The organism is Vibrio sp. 10N.261.52.C11, assembly GCF_041471405.1.
GTDB lineage: Bacteria > Pseudomonadota > Gammaproteobacteria > Enterobacterales > Vibrionaceae > Vibrio > Vibrio crassostreae_C.
Genome location: NZ_JBFROI010000036.1, coordinates 101,369 through 122,460, shown reverse-complemented (window position 1 = coordinate 122,460; position 21,092 = coordinate 101,369). Strand labels below are relative to the sequence as shown.

13 protein-coding genes, 2 pseudogenes and 1 riboswitch are annotated in these 21,092 nt (G+C 46.1%); of the genes and pseudogenes, 11 read left to right on the top strand and 4 right to left on the bottom strand.

The window, feature by feature from the left end:
• Positions 1–93 precede the first annotated feature (93 nt).
• Positions 94–1,044, bottom strand: a complete 951-nt coding sequence (locus AB4323_RS15475) for a TDT family transporter (protein ID WP_372152855.1) — start codon at positions 1,042–1,044, stop codon at positions 94–96.
• Between the two features lie 208 nt (positions 1,045–1,252).
• Here AB4323_RS15475 and AB4323_RS15470 point away from each other — a divergent pair, with 208 nt between their 5' ends.
• From AB4323_RS15470 to AB4323_RS15430, 9 genes and pseudogenes are all read left to right on the top strand, one after another.
• Positions 1,253–2,149 (top strand): LysR family transcriptional regulator, encoded by an 897-nt coding sequence (locus tag AB4323_RS15470; RefSeq protein ID WP_048608012.1) that lies wholly within the window; start codon positions 1,253–1,255, stop codon positions 2,147–2,149.
• An 88-nt stretch (positions 2,150–2,237) separates the two neighbouring features.
• Positions 2,238–2,540, top strand: a complete 303-nt coding sequence (locus tag AB4323_RS15465) for a YebG family protein (protein ID WP_372152833.1) — start codon at positions 2,238–2,240, stop codon at positions 2,538–2,540.
• 155 nt (positions 2,541–2,695) lie between these two features.
• Positions 2,696–2,780: riboswitch (Fluoride riboswitch) on the top strand.
• Between the two features lie 194 nt (positions 2,781–2,974).
• Positions 2,975–3,667 carry an iron-sulfur cluster assembly scaffold protein gene (locus AB4323_RS15460; RefSeq protein ID WP_017068533.1) on the top strand — a complete coding sequence of 231 codons (693 nt, stop codon included), beginning with the start codon at positions 2,975–2,977 and terminating at the stop codon, positions 3,665–3,667.
• A gap of 25 nt (positions 3,668–3,692) precedes the next feature.
• On the top strand, positions 3,693–4,682 hold the full coding sequence (locus AB4323_RS15455; RefSeq protein ID WP_017064201.1) for a GGGtGRT protein: 990 nt from the start codon (positions 3,693–3,695) through the stop codon (positions 4,680–4,682).
• Between the two features lie 228 nt (positions 4,683–4,910).
• Positions 4,911–5,552 (top strand): annotated as a pseudogene (locus AB4323_RS15450) (MarC family protein).
• Positions 5,553–5,810: 258 nt separating this feature from the next.
• A complete protein-coding gene (gene dapD / locus AB4323_RS15445; protein ID WP_017059885.1) occupies positions 5,811–6,842 on the top strand; it encodes a 2,3,4,5-tetrahydropyridine-2,6-dicarboxylate N-succinyltransferase in 1,032 nt (343 codons plus the stop codon).
• Between the two features lie 536 nt (positions 6,843–7,378).
• Positions 7,379–7,717 carry an EF-hand domain-containing protein gene (locus AB4323_RS15440; RefSeq protein WP_102428270.1) on the top strand — a complete coding sequence of 113 codons (339 nt, stop codon included), beginning with the start codon at positions 7,379–7,381 and terminating at the stop codon, positions 7,715–7,717.
• Positions 7,718–7,841: 124 nt separating this feature from the next.
• Complete coding sequence (locus AB4323_RS15435) at positions 7,842–9,164, top strand: efflux RND transporter periplasmic adaptor subunit (RefSeq protein ID WP_372152832.1); 1,323 nt, start codon at positions 7,842–7,844, stop codon at positions 9,162–9,164.
• Positions 9,161–12,265, top strand: a complete 3,105-nt coding sequence (locus AB4323_RS15430) for an efflux RND transporter permease subunit (RefSeq protein ID WP_372152831.1) — start codon at positions 9,161–9,163, stop codon at positions 12,263–12,265. Before AB4323_RS15435 ends, AB4323_RS15430 begins: the two co-directional genes overlap by 4 nt.
• Positions 12,266–12,637: 372 nt before the next feature.
• Here AB4323_RS15430 and purL read toward each other — a convergent pair whose 3' ends face one another.
• Positions 12,638–16,546 (bottom strand): phosphoribosylformylglycinamidine synthase, encoded by a 3,909-nt coding sequence (gene purL / locus AB4323_RS15425; RefSeq protein ID WP_017068539.1) that lies wholly within the window; start codon positions 16,544–16,546, stop codon positions 12,638–12,640.
• A gap of 329 nt (positions 16,547–16,875) precedes the next feature.
• Between purL and mltF the strand changes: the two genes are divergently transcribed.
• Both mltF and AB4323_RS15415 read left to right on the top strand, forming a co-directional pair.
• Complete coding sequence (mltF, locus tag AB4323_RS15420) at positions 16,876–18,444, top strand: membrane-bound lytic murein transglycosylase MltF (RefSeq protein WP_065584391.1); 1,569 nt, start codon at positions 16,876–16,878, stop codon at positions 18,442–18,444.
• Positions 18,445–18,760: 316 nt separating this feature from the next.
• Positions 18,761–18,892 (top strand): hypothetical protein, encoded by a 132-nt coding sequence (locus AB4323_RS15415; RefSeq protein WP_017059878.1) that lies wholly within the window; start codon positions 18,761–18,763, stop codon positions 18,890–18,892.
• Positions 18,893–18,953: 61 nt separating this feature from the next.
• Here AB4323_RS15415 and tadA read toward each other — a convergent pair.
• Both tadA and AB4323_RS15405 read right to left on the bottom strand, forming a co-directional pair.
• Positions 18,954–19,558 (bottom strand): annotated as a pseudogene (tadA, locus tag AB4323_RS15410) (tRNA adenosine(34) deaminase TadA).
• An 86-nt stretch (positions 19,559–19,644) separates the two neighbouring features.
• Positions 19,645–20,934, bottom strand: coding sequence for a hemolysin family protein (locus AB4323_RS15405; protein WP_372058898.1), 1,290 nt, complete (start codon positions 20,932–20,934; stop codon positions 19,645–19,647).
• Positions 20,935–21,092 lie beyond the last annotated feature (158 nt).

Sequence of the window (21,092 nt, the reverse complement as noted above, 5' to 3'; positions counted from 1 at the left end):
CCAGATTAGCATAAGTGCTGAGTTTGGATGAGGAATATAAGCTTATGAAATACCGAAAGCTTAAGGTCCGTTTATCTTTTGAACTATTGCCCTTTACAATCTGCCCGCTACCGCACTTAAAACACGGTGAGGTTTGTAGTTCATGTAATAACGAACCGCCACATAACCCACTACAAACGTTGCCACAATCAATTCTAGATACGCTAGGCCAAACACTTGATTGATGTAATGCGCTTCAATACCTTGTGCTTGCATCCACGCAGCCAGTTTGAACAAGGCTGTTGCACCAATCACGATTGGGAAGGTAAACGCTGCATAACCAGGGCTAAATGGAAGACGAAGTAGTTTGAAAAACGCCATATAGATAATGAACGTCATCAACACTGCAATACCAAATAGTAAACCAATGATCACAGGTGAAGGGTTAGCAGTAACGGTTAAGTAACCCGCCAAAGATAGGCTTGCCGGTGCTGCCATAATCGCAATCGTTGGTTTTGCAGCATCTGGCACTTCGTGAGAGAAGATCAAACGGTAAACCATGATTGGTAGCATTACTGCGTAAACCAATAAGCCGAATACCAAAGTCGCGTTAGCTACTGGCTCTAAAACTGGATTACCTGAGAAAGAGACGTCAGCGACGATAATACCGATCGGTGGCACAAACCAGCTTGGCACCATGTGGTGAATCTCAAAGTTTTTAGCTCTGTGGTACAAAAAGCTCGTTAGAAAAACAACATGCAAAGCCACAGAAGCCAACCACATAGCTTCTTGTAAGAATTGAGAGATTGGCGCCAAAGACGCTGACACCACCATGCACCCCATTGCAAATGTTGGTACCACACTGCCGACAACAGGGTGAGCAAGATCTTCACGCAATAGGTGACCATGAATCAAAAATTTCACAGCTAAAACAAGAAGTAATACCGCCGCAATGCCAGCACTGATCCACTGCACCAAACCCGGTGTGTGTAAGATACCTTGTGCGACTAGAACACCATCCCAACACCAGCCTAAGCTTGCAATTGCGAGTGCTAACCCTGCCATGGGTGTTGGAGCTCCTGTTAATCTATATTTAATACGTTGAATCATGTCAGCCTCTCTTAAACCTAATTCACTAAACTTGTGAACTCATCAGCTTGTTGAAGCCATAATACGCTTGCGCTTCGTTAAACAATATCCAATTATATATAACAAGTGTTCATCAATACTGAACAGAATCCATTTTCACCAGCAGAGTAAAACTAGGAATCTGATGGCTAATATTTCAATAAAACAGCTCAAAGTGTTCGTCACTATTACTCAGCACTCGACATTGACTGCTGCCTCTGAGGCTCTGTTTCTGTCTAAAGCGGCGGTCAGCATGGCACTAGGCGAAATGGAGAAACAACTCGGACACTCTCTATTTGACCGGGTCAACAACCGATTAATTCTCAACCAAGAGGGACATAAGTTACTTCCATTGGCGGATGAAATATTACATCGTGCTGCTGGTATTGATGTTTTGTTCCGTGATGATCAGCCTTTAAGTGGCAATCTAAAGGTCGGCGCGAGTGACACGATTGGTAATCAGGTCGCACCGTTTATTTTGTCAGGCTTTCGCGAACGAACTCAACATCAGGATCAAAGCTTGTTCATTTCAAACAGTGCACTGATCTGCCAAAAGTTGGTGGATTATGAACTTGATATCGCGCTAATTGAAGGAAAAACATTACACCCTGAACTCATTTCGAGTCAGTTTAGCAGCGATGAAATGTGTATTATTGTTAGTAATCAACATCCTCTCGTTTCAAAAGAAAAAGTGACTTTAAGCGATTTGGAAGATAGTCACTGGATTCTACGTGAATCAGGCTCAGGGACCCGCGAGTTTTTCCTTCGTGCCGTTGCGCCTCGCATCGAACATTGGTATGAATCCTTTGAACTCAACACCACTGAAGCGATCATCAATTCAGTTTCAGCCAATCTTGGATTCGCTTGTTTATCACGATTGGCGGCGCAACGAGCGATTGATTCAGGCCGAGTGAAAGCGCTCGATGTGCCACTCGACATGAAACGACGTTTCTGGATGCTGGTACACAAGGACAAATACCAGAGCCCACTACTGAAATCTTTCATGAGTTATTGTGAAGACTGGGCTACACATCAAGATTGAGGCCGCATTGTTAGGGCTCCAACTGGACTTTTAACATCAGAAACTGTATAAAAAGCCAGTAAAATTTATCAAACTTAGAGGATTAACCATGGCTGTTATCGTCAAGTACGTGGTGGAACGCAACGGAGAAGAGAAAATGACTTTTACCTCTAAAGCCGAAGCTGACGCATACGACAAAATGCTGGATATGGCTGATGAGCTTTTTGAACTGTTAGGCAAAAGCGATTTAGTTGAAGATGAAGGCAAGCAAGAAGAACTTGCAATGTACCTAGCGAAGAACAAAGAAGAAGTTCTTTACGCATTAGGTGCTAAGCGTAAGCCAGCTCCGAAAAAAGCTAAGAAGCTTGAAGCTGTTGAAGCTGTTGAAGACGCAGAAGAAGATGCAGCTTAACTAGCTGATACCTTTCTAAAAAACGTCAATGACGCCTCTAATCAGAGTTCGTTATTGGCGTTTTTTTATACTTATCGAAATATAATGAAGCTTGTTTATAGTCGAAATCGCTCTAAACATTCGCTTGCATGAAAGTGTGAGGAAGATCTAATCTATAGCCATCAGGTGATGGGGTTCCACCTAAGCTTTTGCTTCAACCGCCCGTTCTTTCCGAACAGTGCTAATGACTCCTACAGAATCGAAAACAGGTAATACTGTTGGACGTATCGCTATTCCTCCATTTTGAAATGGACTTAGTCTATTAAGACCAAGTTCCATGACACCTTTGGATTATCGATACTCAAGATCTGTAGTGAATTAGCCGCACCTCTTCCAACACGTCCTGTTTTCTCAACGCCCTAGGCCTTAAATGGCTCTATAAGTGAGAAAACATTATGCACTACTCTTCAGAAATTCAATCAATGTGCCCTATTCAAAGGGGTGATCTTCACAATTCAGCTCCAATTCCAGTTGAAGGCGCAATGGTTAGCCCAAAAGATGTCATCGCTATTTCTGGCTTAAGCCACGGTGTTGGCACTTGTGCACCACAACAAGGTGCTGCAAAACTGACTCTTAACGTAAAAAACGGCATCATCGAAGAAGCATTAATCGAAACGATTGGTTGTTCAGGTATGACTCAATCTGCCGCGATGGCTGCGGAAATCCTCACCGGAAAAACCATTCTAGAAGCGCTGAATACTGACTTAGTATGTGACGCTATCAACGTAGCGATGCGCGAAATCTTCCTGCAGTTTGTTTACGGTCGAACTCAGTCTGCTTTCTCTGAAGGTGGCCTAGAAATCGGCGCAGCACTAGAAGACTTAGGTCAAACACAGCGTAGCCAAGTCGGCACCAGTTATTCAACCTCAGCGAAAGGCGTTCGTTACCTAGAACTTGCAGAAGGTTACGTAACTAAGCTTGCACTTGATGATCACAGCGAAGTGATTGGCTATGAATATCTCAACCTCGGCAAAATGATGAAGGCGATTAACCAAGGCGTACCAGCGAATGAAGCTGCTGACCTTGCGACAGGGACTTATGGTCGCTTCGACGAAGCCGTGACCACCATTAACCCACGCCAACAATAATTTTTGCCAATAAAAGAGGAAAGATATGATGAACACTCAATTTAATGAATCAGTAACTCGCGTATTGGCAAAAATGAACTTCGACTCTTTAGAGCAAGCAAACCAATACTGTTTATCACACAATGTCGATCCAAAAGCATTAGTGATGGACACTCAACCTATCGCATTTGAAAGCGCAGCTGACGCTTACACTCTTGGTGCAGCATTGGCTCTGTTCCGTAAAGCGAACAACGCAGAACAAGCAGCGAATATCATTGGTGAAGGCCTTCAAGCATTCACAAAACCCGGCAGTGTTGCGGAGCAACGCCAAGTCGGTATCGGCCATGGCGCACTGGCTGCTCGCCTTCTCAATGAAGAGAGCCACTGCTTTGCTTTCCTTGCAGGCCATGAGTCTTTTGCTGCTGCAGAAGGTGCGATCAAGATTGCACTGAACGTGAACAAATCACGCAAAACACCATTGAAAGTTATCTTGAACGGTCTAGGTAAAGATGCCGCTTACCTAATCTCTCGCATCAATGGCTTTACTTATGTTCGCACTCAATTTGATTACCAAACGGGTGAGCTAGTTGAAACAGAACGTCGCCGCTTCTCACAAGGCCCTCGTGGCGAGATCTTGTGTTACGGCGCTGATGATGTACGTGAAGGTGTAGCGATCATGCACAGAGAAGAAGTGGATGTGAGTATCACGGGTAACTCAACCAACCCAACACGCTTCCAACACCCTGTTGCTGGTATCTACAAAGCAGAACGCACTCGCCAAGGTTTGCCATACTTCTCAGTTGCTTCAGGTGGCGGTACAGGTCGAACATTGCACCCAGATAACGTAGCAGCAGGCCCAGCGTCTTACGGCATGACCGATACCATGGGCAGAATGCACGCTGATGCTCAGTTCGCAGGTAGCTCTTCAGTTCCTGCTCACGTGGCGATGATGGGCTTCATCGGCATGGGCAACAACCCAATGGTCGGAGCGACGGTTGCATTGGCTGTGGCAGTGAGTGAATCTCAACACGCATAACGACAAAGTGAGTCCCACAATCTGCCTGTTATGTAGAGTCTGTTAGTTGAGAATCAAGCAATAACGGACGACTAAAACTCTACACCTATCACTAAAACCAAACAGCCAGCCTTATGCTGGCTGTTTTTTATTCACACTTGCTCTACTATCTATTTCTAATAATTATTTGTATCTAAGATTAAATACATTCTGCTGTCGTATTTAACTACATATTTTCAAAGGAATAATATGAAAGAGCTCATCATTCATACCATTACCGTGTTCATGGGCTTTTTTGCCATCATGAACCCTATCGCCAACACACCGATCTTTCTTTGATTAACAGGTGATAATGATAGGGAAACGGTCAAGTCTATCGCTTTCCGCTCAGTGTTCATCGCCTTCATCATCGTCAGCACCTTTGCTGTCTCGGGTAAACTCATCTTCGACCTCTTTGGTATCACGCTTTACGCGCTTCGTATCACCGGCGGGATCCTCGTGTTCTTGATTGGCTTTCATATGCTGCAAGGTGACTCAACACACTCTAAAGCAAAAGAGAAGGTCAACTCAGACGCTCAACAAGATGCGGCGCTCAGTATCGCCGTCTCGCCACTGGCAATGCCAATATTAGCCGGACCGGGCACCATTGCCACCGCGATGAACTTTGCCAGCACCGAAGGCATCTACGAAACCATCATCACCATCGTCGCCTTTGGCCTACTATGCGCCTTAACCTACGTATTGTTTGTATTTGGCGAGCGCTTCGTTAAAGCCGTTGGACCAAGTGCATTGAATGTAATTACCCGAATGATGGGTTTGATACTCGCCGTTATTGGTATGCAGATGCTGATTGAAGGTATTGAACAAGCTCATAAGGCGCTGTTTATCTAAAGAGGGGATTCACAGGAGAATGTTGATTAACGCACCAATCAATTTGTGTTGATCTGCAGTGTTTTCTCATTGCAGAAAACTATCTCTCAAAAGACAAGCAATATCATTTTACAGACTTTATCCCGATACGCCCTTTCATAACGAGGGCGCTCTCTTTATGATGAACGCAATTAAATTAACTTTGCTAACGGCAGCGCTTGTTATTCGAGCCGTTGTTTTGGAATAGCAAAATCAAGACTCAACACATGGAGATTCAACATGGCTTATTTTTCACTAGCCTTCGGTACGGCAACCAAAAATCGCGACAATAAAATCATTGAAGCGTTCTTCCCTAACCCGCTTCTAAACCCAAGCGACGCTCTTGTAGCAGCTGTAGCTGAAGTGTCAGGTTACGCTGAAGGCAACCAAGCTATCGAAATCTCTGCTGCACAAAGCGCAGAACTGGCGAAAGCATTCGCAGCAAACGATGATGCAGCTAACGCATCTTTCGCAGAAAAAGCGGCAGCGTCTGAACAGCCACTTGTTCTTGTTGTTCTTGCTACTGACGAGAAGCCAGCATCAGTTGCTGAAGGCTTCCTAAAGCTACAACTTATCTCTAACCGCCTAGTACAACCACACGGTACGGTACTGGACGGCATCTTCGGTCTACTGCACAACATCGCATGGACAAACGAAGGCCCTATCGACCTACCTGAGCTGGCTGAGCGTCAAATCGAAGCTCGCCTTGCAGGTCGTGCTCTGTCTGTAGATTGCGTAGACAAGTTCCCTAAAATGGTGGACTACGTAGTACCAACAGGTATTCGTATTGCTGACACTTCTCGTGTTCGTCTTGGCGCACACGTAGGCGAAGGCACAACAGTAATGCACGAAGGTTTCATCAACTTCAATGCTGGTACAACTGGCGTGAGCATGGTTGAAGGTCGTATCTCTGCGGGTGTTGTTGTAGGTAACGGTTCAGACATCGGCGGCGGCGCTTCTATCATGGGTACTCTGTCTGGTGGCGGTACGATGGTTATCTCTATCGGCGAAAACTGCCTACTAGGCGCAAACGCTGGTCTTGGCTTCCCTATGGGCGACCGTTGTACGGTTGAGTCTGGTCTTTACGTGACTGCGGGTACTAAGGTTCGCATGTTAGATAAAGAAGGCAACGAAGTAGAGATCATTAAAGCTCGCGATCTAGCTGGCGTTTCTGATCTTCTGTTCCGTCGTAACTCAATCACTGGCCAAATTGAATGTCTTGCGAACAAGTCTGCTGTTGAGCTAAACAGCGAACTACACAGCAACAACTAATCTAAGCGCTAGATGCTAGATGCTAGATGCTAGATGCTAGATGCTAGATGCTAGAAAATAATAAGCCGCTGGGGTTCAATCCAGCGGCTTTTTTGTATGTTCTGGGAATCATTATTGCCCCATTACCAGTCAGAGTTAACAGAATGTTAACATGTATTTGCCCTACTAAAAGTAATCCCTTGTCTGTTGGATATTTGCAAGGCAAACTGCTGGGCAAAAGTTCGAAAACACTCTGAATGTCTAAAAATCGCCATATTTTCGAAACTAGGGATTTTATATCATTGGCTTTTCGGTTTCGGTTTCGGTGGCTGAAAGTTTGGGATAATTTGAAAACCATTTGGACATAGCTATGCCTGTACTCTTACCAGAGTACTAGCGGCAGAAGTTTCATAATTTCTGTTGCGCTGCGCTTACAAACCGATAAGAACATAAATCGATATCTACTTAGCCATCTTTACATACCTTTACATCACATGACGTTATCTTACTTACATTAGTATATTCTTAAGTAGTGAAACAAAGAGAAGGAAAACGTCATGAAAATCAAAAGCACGATAATCGCGTTACTCGGTATCGTTATTGCCTTCGGAGCAATGGCTGGTGGCATGAATAACAATATGTCACGCCCAGTATTTTCACAGTTTGATCTCGATGGTGATGGCAAGATAACCGAAGCCGAGTTCAATCAAGCACGCTCAGAACGTATTGCCCAGCGAGCAGAAGAGGGACGTACGTTGAAAAATATCAATCAAAGCCACAGTTTTGCTTCGTTAGATAGCAACGCGGATCGCGCTATCTCTCAACAAGAGTTTAATGCTCATCAAGGCATGGTGAACCCCAAAAATACCATGGGCAAAGGCAAAAACAATCAGTAGCTCAATTCAATCAGGCCTCCATTTGTGAGGCCTGACTTATTTTGAGATCAAGGAAGCAAATCCGCTTATGTTGGTGTGCTACCTTTTGCTTAAGGAAAAGCTAATATATAGTAAGGGAATCGCTATGACTAGGTATAGCTGGTTACAAAGGGCTCTGTTTGTTCCTCCTGTTTTGTTGGGCATCGCGTTATTGGTGATCGCACCAGGGATGAAGGCTGAACCGCCTAATGCGAGTAATACGGCTGCTAAAAAGGTGGTTCGGGTGTTGAAAGTCGAGCCGCGAAATATCCAACCTTCTGCCATCGGATATGGACATACCGAGTCTGTTCAAGACTGGCAGGCACAGTCTGAACTTGACGGCGCGGTTGTGTGGGTTTCTGAGCAATACAAAACGGGCGCTATTATCCGCAAAGACAGCGAACTCCTTAGAATTGACCCCACCGCTTATCAACTTACTATTGCCCGTTTGCAAGCTGAGCTTGAAGTGCTAATGCTAACGAATCAGACCATTATCGATTCGCTCAAGATTGCAGAGAAAGAGTTTGAGGTACAACAGTCAGAATATGCCCGCTCAATCAAATTGAGTGAAACCGGGCATATCTCCAAAACAGAGAAAGACCGCGCGACCAAAGACTTGCTCAGCAGCCAGCAACAGCTCCAGACACAGAAAAACCAACTGGCAATTAATCAAGCGCAGCAAAAGGTTTTGCAAACGGAACTAGCACTTGCAAACCGAGATCTCGAACAAACCGTAATTAAAGCCCCATTTGATATTCGCATTGTCGAAACCTTGGTTGGACTCGCCGAGTATGTCAACAAGGGGGAATTGCTGCTCAAAGCGGATGACATCGATGCCGTTGAGGTTCGCGCGCAGTTTCCGCTTGGTAAAATGCGTCCGCTAAGAAATTCCAATCGCTTTGACTCGCTTGACGAAGATGTTCATAGCAACTTGAGCGCGACAGTCGAGCTCCAAGCAGGCGATAAAGTAATTACTTGGCCTGCCGAGATCAGCCGCTCCGGCGGTGAAATCGATGCTCAGACTCAAAGCCAAAGCCTGGTTGCACAAGTAAATCAGCCCTATCAGCAAGCCATTCCCGGGGAGAAGCCACCACTTATTCGTGGGACTTTCGTTAAAGTCACGATTAAAGCACCAATGATGGAGCAACAAGTCTTGCTACCGATAAACGCCATCCATGATGGTAAAGTTTACACTGTCTCTGAAGGTAAACTGAAAAGCAAACCTGTCAGGATAGATTTCGCCCAAGGGCAGGTTGCGGTGATCAAATCTGGCGTGGAATTCGGTGATGTGGTTGTGCTAAGTAAACTTTCACCCGCCGTTGAGGGGATGGCTTTACAACCGCAACCGGATGAGAAAATCGGCCTTTGGTTGGATACGCAGAGCGGATTTAAAGCCCTAAACGCGATTCAGAAAGAGGGCAAATTATGATCGCTTTTTTTGCTCGGCACACCACTGGCGCCAATGTCCTGATGATGGCGGTACTGCTGTTAGGGGCTTTTGCCTTGCCCAAACTGCAGAAAGACACTTTTCCGTTGACGCCGACCAAAAATATTGAGGTTCGGATCGTTTATCCGGGCGCGTCACCTTTTGAGATGATGGAAGAAGTGTGTTACCCGTTGGAAGATTCTCTCGATAAGCTGAGTGGAATTAAAGAGTTAAGCTGTGATGCCCGAGAGAGTTTGGTCATCGCCAATGTGGAAATCGGCGATGATGAAGACATTGACACTTTAACCAGCGATATTCAACAGCAGGTTAACGCCATCAGTGATTTTCCGGATCGAGTTGAGCAGATCACGGTGTCGAAACTGGACCGAGTGGCAACGGTGGCCAGTGTCGCGATTACCGGCAATATGTCAGATAGGGACTTATATCTCTATGCCCAACAAATTAAGCACAAGTTAAAAGAGAGCCCATTGATCGCTCAGGTGACCGTGAGCGGTTTTGCGGATCAAGAAATAGAAATTCGCGTATCGCAGTGGAAGTTGCAGCAGTACGGCCTGAGTGTGTCCGACTTGTCCAATCTAGTACAACAGCAAAGTATCAGCACTCCTGCTGGCGTATTTAGTAATGACTTGGAAGAGATCAGCGTCCGCTTCGACCACTTAGGCAGCAACGTCAGAGACTTCGAAAATATCGTGATTAAATCCAGTGAGACGGGGACTCAGGTTCGCCTCGGTGATGTTGCCGTTATTCAGCAGAAGTTCACTAGCGATGAAAATCAAATCCTGTTCAATGGTCAGCGTGCCGCTTTGCTTCAGGTGTCCAAAACGCAATTTCAAGATACCTTAACGGTCAAAGATGCGATCGTCAGCATCGTTGAAAAAGAACAGGCGAGAGCCCCTGAAGGCGTCGCTTTAACCATCACCCAAGATTCCAGCACCAATATTATTGAGCGTCTGAGAATCCTCACCAGCAATGGCGCACAGGGATTAGCACTGGCATTTTTGATGTTGTGGGCGTTTTTTAATATTCGCTTTAGCTTTTGGGTCACCATGGGGCTGCCGGTTTCATTCCTTGGCGCCATTTTTGCGATACAACTTCTCGGTTATACCCTGAATATGATGACGCTGGTCGGGCTGATTGTCGCGATTGGTCTGCTAATGGACGACTCGTTGATCATTGCAGAAAACATCGCTGCCAAGAGGCAACAAGGGCTACCCGCGTTTGACGCTGCAGTTGAAGGTACCAAACAAGTCTTCCCAGGTGTGATTGCATCGTTTGCTACCACCATCATGGTGATAGGGCCGCTGATGTTTCTCACAGGCAAGATGGGCGAAGTACTACGCTATATTCCCATCGTGTTATTGATGACCTTGCTTGTTAGTCTGATAGAAGCTTTCTTGATCTTGCCGTCTCATTTGGCACATAGCCATACTGAATCTCGCTCTAATCCTATACGGGACAAGTTCATTGCCGGTTTTGAAAACATCAGAGACAGATTCTTTGTGCCAGTGAGTGTCAAGGCGATGAATGCACCTTATCTTTCAGTAGGGATATTGGTGATGGTGGTGATGATTTCAACCGCTTCCATTTCGTCAGGTTGGCTGAAATTCAAAGCCATGCCTGCCTTGGAAAGTGATGTGCTGCAGGCGCGTATCTTGCTCCCTCAAGGCAGTTTACTGAGCCAGACAGAGGCGGTGGTGGAGAAGGTTTCAAACGCGCTTGATGAACTCAACCAAGAATACGCAGAGAAATACCCAAGCTCAAAACCTTTGGTCGCGAGCACCACGATCATGTTCAACTCAAATGCTGATGCTAATGAGTCGGGGCCGCATATGGCAACCGTCAGTGCCGATCTATTGCCAGCGCAATTTAGGCAGCAGAGCATTAAAGATCTGATCCAAGATTGGAAACAAAAAGTAGGCCCTACGGCGGATGTGGTTTCACTCAAGTTTACCGATAAAGAACGGGGCATTGCTGGCAATGGCATTGATATTCGGGTTCAGGGTGAGTCGTTACAAGAGCTCAATCAAGTCAGCCGCTCGCTGGTGAAATGGTTGAAGGGATTTGACGGTGTCTATAACCTCTCCACCGATCTGCGTGAGGGCAGAACCGAATTTCACGTTAACCTTAAAGATGAAGCTGGCGTGATGGGAGTTAATGCTTCCAACATTGCTCAAACGCTGCGCAGCGCGGTAAAAGGCAGTACTGATCTGACGGTTTTCCAACAAGGCGAGCTGGTGGATATTAGTGTGAGACTGGATGAGTTTACGCACCAAGCTAGCCTGTATGAGTTGAATAACTTGATGGTGACGGCAGGCAATGGAACCCTAGTTCCATTATCAAGTGTTGCGACGTTTGACAGAAAACAAGCCTTCTCGCGAATTCACCGCATTAATGGGATGAACACTGTGGTTGTGCAAGGCAATATCGATACGCGGGTTGCCAATGCGCGTGAAATCATGCTGCAGTTCAATAGCGAATTTGTCTCGCAAACTCAACACAAATTCCCAGACATCACCTTCACCTCGCAAGGTCAGGATAAAGAAAGCTCAGATACGGGCTCCTCGCTGGCGACCTTCTTTGCTCTTGGCGTGGTGGGGATTTATCTTATTTTAGTGTTCCTGTTACAAAGCTACACTCAACCGATTGCTGTGCTGCTGGCAATCCCTATGGGCTGGATTGGTGTGGTATGGGGGCACTTGGGCATGGGGTTCGATTTGACTATTCCAAGCTTGGTTGGCTTTGCTACCTTAGCGGGTATCGTCGTTAACGATAACATTCTGTTGGTCAATTTTATTAAGAAGAATATCGCCCAAGGTGAGCGCTTGATAGACGCTTGTCGAGAGGCGGTACGTGACCGATTTAGAGCGATATTTATCACCTCGTTAACCACATTTGCAGGATTGCTTCCACTGTTAACCGAAACCAGTACGCAAGCGCAATTTCTGATCCCGTTAATTGCCAGTATTGCGTTTGGCTTAGTCTCGGCTACGTTACTAGCGTCAATTGTTGTGCCTTGCGTGCTGCTTATTTTGGACGATTTAAAGCTGACCAAATGGGCAGAAGGTGCTCAATCTTCCCTTTGAGGCCCTTGGGAGTGCATGCTGAACCATGTCATTTAGCCCGGCATGAAAATGGTAGTTTGCGTAGAATTTATTTGGCGATTAAACCCTATCACTGACTGCTGTTTTTTTGCGTACAAAAAACAATAGGGTCAGGTCTTGTCTTTTGCTCTTTGGTGGCAGTTTTTCTATCAGGTTTAGTTATTTGTCATACCTGAAGTTATTAGTCATTTGCTAATGTTTGATTTTCCAAAACTCATTTCTGTCCAAAAGTTTGTTATACACACATCCACTATACGGTGATCCCTACACCACACTCACCACCAAAAAAAGCGCAGACCTTTCGATCTGCGCTTGTGGTTATTGTCCCGATAACACTGTTTAAATCGTTTTCAATTAACCCACGTTCTTACGTGCGTTTTGGAACATACGCATCCAAGCGCCATTCTCGCCCCAACCTTCCGGAGACCAAGAGTTTGCAACCGTACGGAATACACGCTCTGGGTGAGGCATCATAATTGTCACGCGGCCGTCAGTCGTTGTTAAACCTGTGATAGCGTTTGGCGAACCATTCGGGTTATTCGGGTATTGCTGCGTTTGGTTACCGTTGTTATCAACGTAACGTAGAGCAACCGTACCTGAGTTTTCAATCGCGTTTAGGTGGTCGTTATCACGTACTTCTACGCGGCCTTCACCGTGAGAAACAGCGATTGGCATACGAGAACCTTCCATGCCGTTGAAGAATACAGAATCTGACTTCTGAACTTCTACTAGGCTGAAACGTGCTTCAAAGCGCTCAGATTCGTTGCGAACGAAACGTGGCCAGTACTCCGCACCTGGGATAAGTTCACGTAGATTCGACAGCATCTGACAACCGTTACACACACCTAGAGAGAAGGTATCTTCACGCTTGAAGAAGTTTTCAAACTGGTCACGAGTAGAGTCATTAAACAAAACCGACTTCGCCCAACCTTCACCAGCACCTAGTACATCACCGTAAGAGAAGCCACCACATGCCACAAGGCCGTTGTATTCTTCTAGTACCGCTTGACCTGTTAGGATGTCGCTCATGTGAATATCAGTTGCTTCGAAGCCTGCACGGTCGAATGCTGCTGCCATTTCAACGTGAGAGTTAACACCCTGCTCACGTAGAATCGCCATCTTAGGCTTAGCACCTGTGTTGATGAACGGTGCTGCGATGTCTTCGTTTACGTCAAAGCTCAGTTTCACGTTCAGACCAGGGTCCGAGTTGTCTTTCTTCGCTTCATGTTCTTGGTCAGCACATACTGGGTTATCACGCAGACCTTGCATCTTGTGCGTTGTCTCAGCCCAGATAGTACGTAGTTCAGTACGGTTACGTTCAATCACTACAGACTCGCCAGACTTAATCACTAGTTCATCTGATGCTTCCCCTTCACCAACAACGCTGCCAATCACATGAGAACATGCTTCTAGACCGTTAGCTGCAAGAGTAGAAAGTACTGCGTCTAGGTCGTCGTTACGGACTTGGATTACTGCACCTAGCTCTTCGTTGAACAGTGCTGCTAGCGTGTCTTCACCTAACGCTTCAATGTTTGCATTAACACCACAGTGACCTGCGAATGCCATTTCTGCTAGCGTTACGAATAGACCACCATCGCCTTTATCGTGGTAAGCGACAACTTGGTCGTTCGCTACAAGTGCTTGAACGCCTTCGTAGAAACCTTTTAGTTGCGCTGCGTTGTCTACGTCTGCTGGCTTGTCACCAAGCTGCTTGTAAACCTGTGCAAGTGCTGTTGCACCCATACGGTTTTTGCCGTTACCTAGGTCGATAAGAACTAGGCTTGTATTACCTTTGTCAGTGCGAAGCTGAGGAGTAATCGTCTTACGAACATCTTCAACACGTGCAAACGCAGTGATAACAAGAGATAGCGGAGACGTTACTTCTTTCTGCTCGCCATTCTCTTCCCACTTAGTCTTCATCGACATTGAGTCTTTACCCACTGGGATAGTTAGACCCAGAGCTGGACATAGTTCTTCACCAACCGCTTTAACCGCTTCGTAAAGACCTGCATCTTCACCTGGGTGACCTGCTGGAGACATCCAGTTAGCCGACAGTTTAATGTGTTTGATATCGCCGATGTTGGTCGCTGCGATGTTAGTAATTGCTTCACCAACCGCTAGACGAGCCGATGCGCCGAAGTCTAGAAGTGCCACTGGCGTACGCTCACCAAGAGACATAGCCTCACCGTGGTAAGAGTCGTAGCTTGCCGCTGTTACTGCGCAGTTAGCAACAGGAACCTGCCATGGACCAACCATTTGGTCACGAGCTACAAGGCCTGTTACCGAGCGGTCACCGATGGTGATAAGGAATGTTTTCTCAGCGACTGTTGGCAAGCGAAGAACACGGTCAACCGCTTCGTTCATCTCGATGCCAGAACGGTCAATCGCAGGGTTGTTAGCTTTTAGCGTTTTCGCGTCACGGTGCATCTTAGGTGTTTTACCTAATAGGATGTCCATTGGCATGTCGATTGGCGTGTTGTCGAAGTGTGAATCTTCTAATTTCAGATCACGTTCTTCAGTTGCTTTACCAACCACTGCGTACGGTGCACGTTCACGCTTACAAATCGCGTCGAACGTTGCCATGTCTTTATCAGCAACCGCCATTACATAACGCTCTTGAGATTCGTTACACCAGATCTCAAGTGGGCTCATGCCCGGCTCATCGTTTGGCACGTCACGTAGATTAAAGATACCGCCACGCTCGCCATCGTCGACTAGCTCAGGAAGAGCATTCGAGATACCGCCCGCGCCCACATCGTGGATAAATGCGATTGGGTTCGCATCACCAAGCTGCCAACAACGGTCGATAACTTCCTGACAACGACGCTCCATCTCTGGGTTTTCACGTTGTACAGAAGCGAAATCAAGATCTTCAGAAGAAGAACCAGAATCCATTGAAGATGCCGCACCGCCGCCAAGGCCGATGTTCATCGCAGGACCACCTAGAACGATTAGGCTTGCACCTACCGGGATCTCTTTCTTCTGAACGTGCTCATCACGGATGTTGCCAAGACCACCAGCTAGCATGATTGGTTTGTGGTAACCACGCACTTCTTCACCTGCGTGAGAGTTTACTTTCTCTTCGTAAGTACGGAAGTAGCCAAGTAGGTTTGGACGACCAAATTCGTTGTTGAATGCCGCGCCACCAAGAGGACCTTCAAGCATGATATCCAGAGCAGTAACGATACGGCTTGGCTTACCAAAGTCAGTTTCCCAAGGTTGAACGAAGTTCGGGATCTTAAGGTTAGATACAGAGAAAGCAACAAGACCCGCTTTTGGCTTACCACCAATACCGGTTGCGCCTTCATCACGGATTTCACCGCCTGAACCTGTCGATGCGCCTGGCCACGGTGAGATTGCCGTTGGGTGGTTGTGCGTTTCAACTTTCATCAAGATGTGTGTTTTTTCTTGGTGGTAGCTGTACTGGCGAGTTTCTGGATCTGGGAAGAAACGACCAACTTCAGAACCTGTCATTACCGCTGCGTTATCTTTATAAGCAGACAGAACATGTTCTGGTGTCGTTTCAAAGGTGTTCTTAATCATCTTGAACAATGATTTTTCTTGCTTAACGCCATCGATAGTCCAATCAGCGTTAAAGATCTTATGACGACAGTGCTCTGAGTTCGCTTGTGCAAACATCATTAGCTCGATGTCCGTCGGGTTACGACCTAGCTTCTCAGTGAAGCTTTCAAGAAGGTAATCAATCTCATCTTCTGCAAGTGCAAGACCTAGGGTAACGTTTGCTTTTTCAAGCGCTTTACGTCCACCAGTTAGTAGGTCAACTTCCGCATAAGGAGCAGGTTCAGCAACGGTAAATAGTGCCGCCGCTGATTCGAAGTCAGTGAAAACCACTTCCATCATACGGTCGTGCAGGATTGCTTTCAGCTCAACAAGTTGAAGTTCAGAAAGTTCAGCAGAGGTTTCAATGTAGAAAGCAGTACCGCGCTCTAGACGTGACACTTTAGCCAGTCCGCAGTTGTGTGCGATATCTGTTGATTTTGAAGACCAAGGCGAGATAGTGCCTGGGCGTGGCGTTGCAAGCAGCAGTAAACCTTCAGGTTCATGCTCTTCAATCGTTGGACCGTAAGTCAGTAGCTTTTCTAGCTTCTCAACTTCAGACTCATCTAGGTCTGCCGTTAGATCAGCAAAGTGGGCAAACTCAGCGTAAATACCTGTTACAGGTAAGCTTAATTCACGACAAAGCTCTAAAAGCTTGTTAACACGAAACTCAGATAGAGCTGGGGAGCCACGCAAAATTCTCATGTGCTTACGTCTCTTATGCAGTTGATTAAGGTAGTATTGGAATAAATTCAGTGGGTTAAAGGAAAAACCTAACTGTTTTCTTCGAAGCTATTCCCGAAGGTTTAAAAACCTATGCCGATCCCACCTCTTCAATGCGAGCGCATTATAAAGCATTTCTTTTTGTGACGTAACACCAAAAGCAACCGTTTGCGTGATTTTTTTTATCTTTCTGCGTAAATGGTACTTTTGCTGCATTTATCACCACTTTTACAACTGTTTAATTAAACCTGCTTTGCCAGCCTTGCGGGGTTTGGTATAAAGGAGCTTCCACTTTTCGAGATTTCATTTTGATGCCTAAATTTACGCTCATCTTTTCGTCTAAGTTCCTTCTGCTCGCCATCGCCCTATTTGGGTTGGCTGGATGCCAGATTGAATCTGAACCTAAAAGTGTCCTTGAGCAGATACGAGATCGTGGCGTTCTTCGTGTCGGCACCCTAAATAACCAACTCTCTTATTACATCGGTCCTGATGGTCCTGCTGGCTTGGATTACGAATTAGCTCGTGAATTTGCGCAGGAGCTTGGTGTAAAGCTTGAGGTTAAACCCGCTTACCGTTTGTCTGGCTTGTTCCCTGCACTGCAGAAAGGCGAAATCGATCTTATCGCGACCGGCTTAACGCAAAACAACAAACTGACACGAGCTTATCGCGCCGCACCTGCTTATTACTACGTAAGCCAACAGGTCGTATACAAAAAAGGCCAGTGGCGACCGAGAAACCTTGAACAACTGATCAATTTCGAGAATGAGCGTCAGGTTGACTTTGTTAAAGCACAAACTGAATCAGAAGAGGCGGCGTCTACTGACACATTAACGCCATCTTTGGTTGTGGTGAAAGACTCACACTTCGAGCCAACACTAAAGCAGCTGCAGAAAACACACGATGACTTTATCTATGATGCGGTCGGCAATGCTGATATCAACGACCTGCTCAAAGAAGTATCGACTGGCGAGCGCTTATTTACGGTTGCGGACTCAATTGAGCTGTCACTGGCACAACGTTTATACCCAGACGTAGCTTTGGCTTTTGAACTGACAGAAGACCAACCTATCTCTTGGTATTTGCAGAAGTCTGAAGATGAAAGCCTTTATGCTCTGTTGATTGAGTTCTTCGGTAACCTAAAACAGTCTGGTGAACTGGCTTCACTAGAAGAGAAATACATCGGCCACATCGGCACTTTTGACTACGTTGATACTCGTGCCTTTATCCGCGCACTGGACAGCAAGTTGCCAAAATGGTCGCCGCTATTTCAAAGGTACTCTCAAGAATTTGATTGGCGCTTGATTGCCGCTTTGGCCTACCAAGAATCACACTGGAACCCTGTTGCGCGCTCACCAACGGGTGTTCGTGGCATGATGATGTTGACACTGCCCACCGCGAAGAGTGTTGGGGTAACCAACCGTCTCGACCCGAACCAGTCGGTACAAGGCGGTGTTGAGTACCTGCGTCGTATCGTGAACCGAGTACCAGATTCAATCACTCAACACGAAAAGATCTGGTTTGCACTTGCTTCATACAATGTCGGTTACGGGCACATGATGGACGCGCGTCGCCTCACGAAGGCACAAGGAGGAGATCCTGATGCTTGGGGCGATGTGAAAGACAGATTACCTCTGTTAAGACAGAAGAAGTACTACAGCCAAACTCGATATGGGTATGCGCGTGGTGATGAAGCGAGAAATTACGTTGAAAACATTCGCCGTTATTACCAAAGCATTATTGGCCATGTAAATAAGCGCAATAAAGAACAAGAAGCGACCCTTGAAGGTTTGGTGGTGATCCCACCTTTAGAAACCTCAGGTGCTGAATCGAGTATCAGCGCAGCTCAGTCGACAGTAAGCAGTTCTGAGCCTTCACAGTAAAACCCAAAAGAGCAATGCCATCTAGCATTGCTCTTTTTTATTGTCTTTTTTCGACTCTTCTTTCGTCACTAAGGGATAAGGGAAGCAGGCAAGAAAATGATGATGAGATCTAGAGTGTCATATTGCAGTAACAATCGAACCTTATAACGGCACACCACAATCAAGATTATGCTCTGTTGCACTGCAATGCTGGCTTTAGACTAGAACTGCTCTTCTATTTAAGCCAAGCGTGCGACAGGCCAAACAAACGAATAACACTATAATTAAATCGTTAGTCCAAACTAAAAAGTCAGACGACAAATAGGAAATCATTGAAATGATGAAGAAACTGAAATCGAAACGCCTTGATAAGACCGTTGCTGCAAACCGTCGTAAGCGTATGCTTTCAAATAATAAGAAGAAGATCATTTGGCGCAATCGCGCTTTCATGCAGATGATTGCTGAGTAAATGTAGTTACTCAGTCAGTTTGCTTGGCACTCTTGCGATAGAGAGTGCCGAAAGTACGCTGCTATTTCTTATTGCCAGCCTTCATCTCTGCTTCTAAACGCTGCTCTTCCAACAGACGTTCTTGCTTTCGCTTCTCTTTTATCTCTTTTCTACGACGCTTGAAAAACGCTTGTAATTGCTCACGGCACTCTTCCTCTAACAAACCATGTTCAACGTCGGCATAGTGGTATGAGGCCTGGCTTTCAAACAAATTCAACACTGTACCTGCAGCGCCTGCTTTTAAGTCTGGAGCACCAAACACAATGCGCTTTACTCGGCTGTGTAGCAAGGCACCTGCGCACATTGGGCAAGGCTCTAGCGTAACGTATAAAGTGGTATCGAGTAGCCGATAGTTTTCTAAGGTTTGACCGGCTTTACGCAAGGTTTCAATTTCTGCGTGTGCCGTAGCATCGTGGCTGCCAATCGAACGGTTCCATCCTTCAGAGATAATCTCCCCATCTTTTACTAATACTGCACCAACAGGAACCTCTCCCTCGCTCTCTGCTTGCGTAGCCACCTCGATGGCGCGTCGCATGAAGATTTCATCTTGAGGGGTGAATTGATGGTCTGACAAAGGGAACTCCAGAAACAAAGGATAAAAACGAAAATAGGTATGCGGTGAAGCATACCTAATCTTAGAGATAATGAACAATAAAGAGGTAATAGACAACAACAGACAATGAACCATTGCCGCTTGCTGGTTGGTCGAACTGTTAGCTATTAGCGTCTTCTATGTCATCGGCTATTGGCGTCGCTTTGATACTCACAATGCGATTGTTCTCAACAGAGATAATTTCAAACTGCCACTGCTGGTATTGAACAACTTCGCCTGCATCCGGTAAGCGCCCTATTAACCATGTCACAAGGCCATTCAGCGTTTGGAAGCTCTCGCTTTCGCCCTCAAAATCCGATAGCTCTAAACGGTTTTTCAGTTCACTGATAGGAATCAATCCATCCACCAACAAACCGTCTTCCACTTGCTCGGTCCAAAGATCGTTCGGATTATTCGATAGCTCGCCAGCAATCGCCTCAAGAATATCGTAATGAGTCACAAGACCTTGAACATCGCCATACTCGTCGACAATGAATGCCATCTCGGTGACCGACTCTTTAAAGTAGCCAAGTAGACGCAGAGCTTTCATCGATTCTGGAACATAGATCGGCGAGCGAGACAGCCCCATGATCACCTGAATGCTTAGATTGCCCGCCTGATTCAGCAAGGCTTTGGCTGACACTGTACCCACCACTTTATTGAGGTGATCTTGGCACAATGGAAACACACTGTGTTTTGATGAACGCAGTTTCTTTAATATCTGCTCAACGGGTTGGTCGACATCCAGAAAGTCGATGTCTCGACGCGGAGTCATCAATGAGCTCACAAGACGATCATCAAGCTGCAAGATATTACGAATCATCTCTTGTTCGCCGCGTTCAATCACACCCGATTCTGAGCCCTCTTTCACAAGTGCATGGATATCATCTTCGGTAACGCTATCTTCTTCACCGCCTCGGCCCATCAACTTAAGAATACCTTCCGTTGAAGCCGACAACGCAAACACAAACGGCGTCGCGATTTTAGATAACCAGAAGATTGGCAGCGCGACTAACACAGCAATGTTTTCAGCTTGAGACTGAGCAAAACGCTTTGGTACCAACTCACCGACAACGATAGCGAAATAAGTAATACCTACCACCACAACCGCAGTAGACAAGATGTTCGCTTGTGTTGGGTCTAGTCCCCACAGTTCAAGTTGAACGGCTAGTGGAGCCGATAGCGTCGCCTCACCCACAATCCCGCTGAGTAGGCCGATTACCGTGATACCGATTTGGATTGTAGAGAGGAAGCGGGTTGGGTTTTCTTTGAGATCAAGAGCAACCTGAGCGGAGCGGTGTTTTTCGGCTAAGCGTTTCAGCCGACTATTTTTTGCTGCTACCAATGCAATCTCAGACATGGCAAACAGACCATTTAAAACAATTAACCCTACTAAAAGCAGAATTTTCATGTGGCTTGGATTTCCTAAATTTACCGGCCAACAATTAGCCGTAATCCGGAGTATAAGCTGAGTGCCTTTATTTTGAATATAAAAAGCTTTGGATATAGAAAGTTTTGGATATAAAAACCTTGGATATAAAAAACGGAAAAAATAGCGAAAAAAAGCCC